The organism is Methanosarcina sp. UBA5 (genome assembly GCF_002505485.1).
Taxonomy (GTDB): domain Archaea; phylum Halobacteriota; class Methanosarcinia; order Methanosarcinales; family Methanosarcinaceae; genus Methanosarcina.
The window spans coordinates 3,581-6,814 of record NZ_DAVG01000120.1 but is presented as its reverse complement, the minus strand read 5'-3'; the positions used below and the strand labels follow the sequence as shown (position 1 = coordinate 6,814).

The window sequence follows — 3,234 nt, the reverse complement described above, 5'->3', positions numbered from 1 at the left end:
GAATTTGCAATTCCTCCTGAACCTACCCAGATGTTTACGTTCTTATAAATCGTACCATCTGGCAGGCTCGAAACCAGCTTGGACTGGCCTTTCAGCATTTCTACAATAGTAGTTATTTTTCCCAGACTCTTTTTGGCATCAAACTCCACATACCTTATGCAGGTTGCACCCTGCGTGAACTCGAACTTTACACGGTCCCCAGCGTTGACCGATTTTTTAGACAGTTCTTTGACTGCAACATTGCTCTGAGGCTCGGCTGAAGCGCCTCCTCCACCACCTGAACTACCGCCTGAGCTACCACCGCTTGACCCGCCATTGTCTGGTGGGGTGTAGGATGATTGACTGACAGTAATACAACACTCGGCAGGACTGACAGGGAACTCAGCTTTGCTGACGTTTCTTAAAAGTCCCACAATTTTATACTCGCCAGTTGTTGCCGGAGCTTTCAAAGTGTAGCTGAAGCTCGTTTCAGTCATGAGCAGGAAGGAAACTTCACTGCCATTTACAGTTACAGCTCTTTCCGGCAGGGTAGAACTAACAAATGTGAAGCCAGCAGGAAGCTTTTCAAGTACCTGTCCGGCACCACCGTAGTCAGCTACATTGACTGTTATCTTGAACTCCTGATTGGGACTAACCGAAGTAGGGAAAATCCTTTCTGCACTGCATGCAGAAGCCGGGACAGTAACTAAAGTCAGGGCCAGGAGCAGTATAACAACAAATTTTAATTCAGGCCGTTTCATATCCGATCCCACCCATCAGCAAAGTATGTACCCAGAACTGCATATTTGATCCCGCTAGATACGTTGTTATTGTTTACAAGGGCCGCAATTTCTTCAGGAGAGAAGACCCCATCAGAACCTCCAAACGTTGTTGTAAGTTGATTTTCGTTCAGTATAGTGATAGAAATGCTGTTTTTATCTTCAACACTGTTTCCAGAGGGGTTCGCAGCCGTGAATTTGAAATTAAATTCGTCTGCTATAGTACTAGCTATATTATAAGTATACAGATCTCCACCCTCTGACTTTAATGAAACTATGCTTTGCCCTATGTCGGTAAGATCGAGAGTTACTGATTTAATTCCAGAGTCATCTACAACCTTTGCCTTGACAGTTGAGAAATCCTTACCGTCATTCAGGATGTATATTGGGGATGCAGATAAACTTTGTATTGTAGGAGGTTCAAAGTCTCCATTAAATGTCAGGTCAAGTTCAACTGGCACAGCTCCGTGCTTATAGGTCACGGAAACAGGCTCGGATGCTATGCCTCCCAGCTTGAAGGTTATCGCTTTTCCGTTATCTTTCTCGGTACCATCAACTGCTACCTTGTACTCCCCAGTTTTTTGAAGGGTGTATGAGCCAACAAGCTTTGAATCTATATATGCAGAGATTACTAGTCCAGGACCCGCGTGTGCAGCATCTCCTTTCAGACTTCCTTCAAACACATTGGGAGTAGAAGGAATAGTAGAAGAACTGCTGGCAGATGCGGCCGGAACAAGGAACATGCCCAGTAGCAGAATAACCAGGCATAATAAAACTTTTAAATGTTTATCCTTGATCGTCATCATGTCACCTTGAAATTTTACCATTAATTATGTAGACTTTTTTTAAGAAGTCCTTCAGGGATTCCTTCTAGATCCCTTCCCGAAATCGGATCCGAAAGCAAGCAGAAGTATGCCTGCAACCGCATAGACAATAAGGAAACCTGGAGCACTTTCTGGTGTAGGAGAATTTTCGGAAGATTCTGCTGCCTTTGATTCTGCTACCTTTTTATCTACGGAATTTTCGCTTGACCTTTTCAAAGCCGTCATGTTCGGCTCAAGGACTGAACTTTTAACGGCATCGACTTTGGAATCCTCTGCGGAAACTCCCTGTTCTTTATTATCTGTCAAAGGTTCTGAACCTGTTTTTAAATTTGAGTTACTGTTTGAATTGCTATTCGAGTTGCNNTATTTGAATCGCTATTTGAATCACTTTCAGTAGTCTCGGAATAGACTGCCTTACCATCAGGTAGCTCGAGGGTAACTATAACTCCGGATTTCCAGGCAACACTGCTTGCAGCATTCTTTCCATCCACCTTGAAAGTAATCAGTTTTCCTTCATCTTCAGCAGTACCAGGAATAAAGAAGGAGTAATTTCCTGAGGAAGTATTTGCAAGATACTCCTTTTCATTAAGATAAGCTGCAACAACAGTCCCATCGGGAGCAGGCGTGCCGTTAATGAGAGCAACTCCCATTACTGTCATCGGAAGCATCGGGGGAGATGGAGGGACATCCGCTGCTGCCATACACCCCTGAGAGAAGGCCAGGAAAAACAACAGTAGTACGGATGTTCCTAAAAGGCCATTTTTTAATATTTTATTCATTGTAGACCTCCAATTATATGTGAACAACAAAAAGAAAAAGAACAATTCAGCCTGAACAGGCTGAACAGTCAGTTGTTCTAAAAATTAGGCTTATACGACCGTCGTGTTCACATTTTCGATGGATGCGTAGGTACCTTTATCCTTCATGAAAATCCAGTATCCCTGCCCTGGAACCATAAAGTTTTCAGACTGAAGTGCTCCAACTGGCATTGGATCATCGCTATTAATGTATGAACCTCCAGCGTTCGTGTTAAGATACTGGTCAGAAATTATGCCACCCCAACCTTCATCTTGGCTATAGGTAATGAGATTGGAGAACTTGAAGTTTGGAGATATCGTCGTACCTAAGATGCTATCACTGAGAGAAGCCAGAGTTGTGGGCCACTCTACTGGAGATGTTTTGGTGTGCCCTATCATGTGCCATCCTTGAGTGAGCTCAAGAGAGGCAGGTACATCGGGATTGGCACCGTTTGGCATTCCTTTGAACTTGACACTGGTCATGAGAGGCTCTTTAGCGTAGACCCAGTAACCCTTGCACGGTTCAATAGTCTCAGGGAATTGCCAGCATGAGCCGTCCCAATAGAGGACTGTGCTGCCATCGCCAAAGACATCTTCAGGACAGGCTTTCGAAGCAACAAGTGCCTTTGGTACGGATTTAAGGTTCCAGCCTTCCTCAAGCGTCATATTCATATCTTCATATGTCTGTACAGGCCCGCACTTGGAGAAATCAGAGTTGTAGTTGCTGGCGTTGTCCCGAGCAATAACAGCAACCCAGTAGTCCTTACCGTAGACAAGGTCTTTCCCGTTGATTGCTTCAATGCATACATTCCACAGCTTCGCATCTTCTGAATACTCTAATGCCTGGTTTGGAGT

The 3,234-nt window shown here is 44.4% G+C and carries 3 protein-coding genes; all 3 read right to left on the bottom strand.

Translation table 11 applies throughout. From position 1 onward, the window contains the following. Nucleotides 1-740: PGF-pre-PGF domain-containing protein (locus BP621_RS15030; RefSeq protein ID WP_292391385.1), on the bottom strand; the 740-nt coding region annotated here is incomplete at its 3' end. Further along, nucleotides 737-1,585, bottom strand: coding sequence for a hypothetical protein (locus BP621_RS15025; protein ID WP_292391383.1), 849 nt, complete (start codon nucleotides 1,583-1,585; stop codon nucleotides 737-739). The genes BP621_RS15030 and BP621_RS15025, both read right to left, overlap by 4 nt. A 30-nt stretch (nucleotides 1,586-1,615) precedes the next feature. Further along, complete coding sequence (locus tag BP621_RS15020) at nucleotides 1,616-1,888, bottom strand: hypothetical protein (RefSeq protein ID WP_292391382.1); 273 nt, start codon at nucleotides 1,886-1,888, stop codon at nucleotides 1,616-1,618. Nucleotides 1,889-3,234: the final 1,346 nt, after the last annotated feature.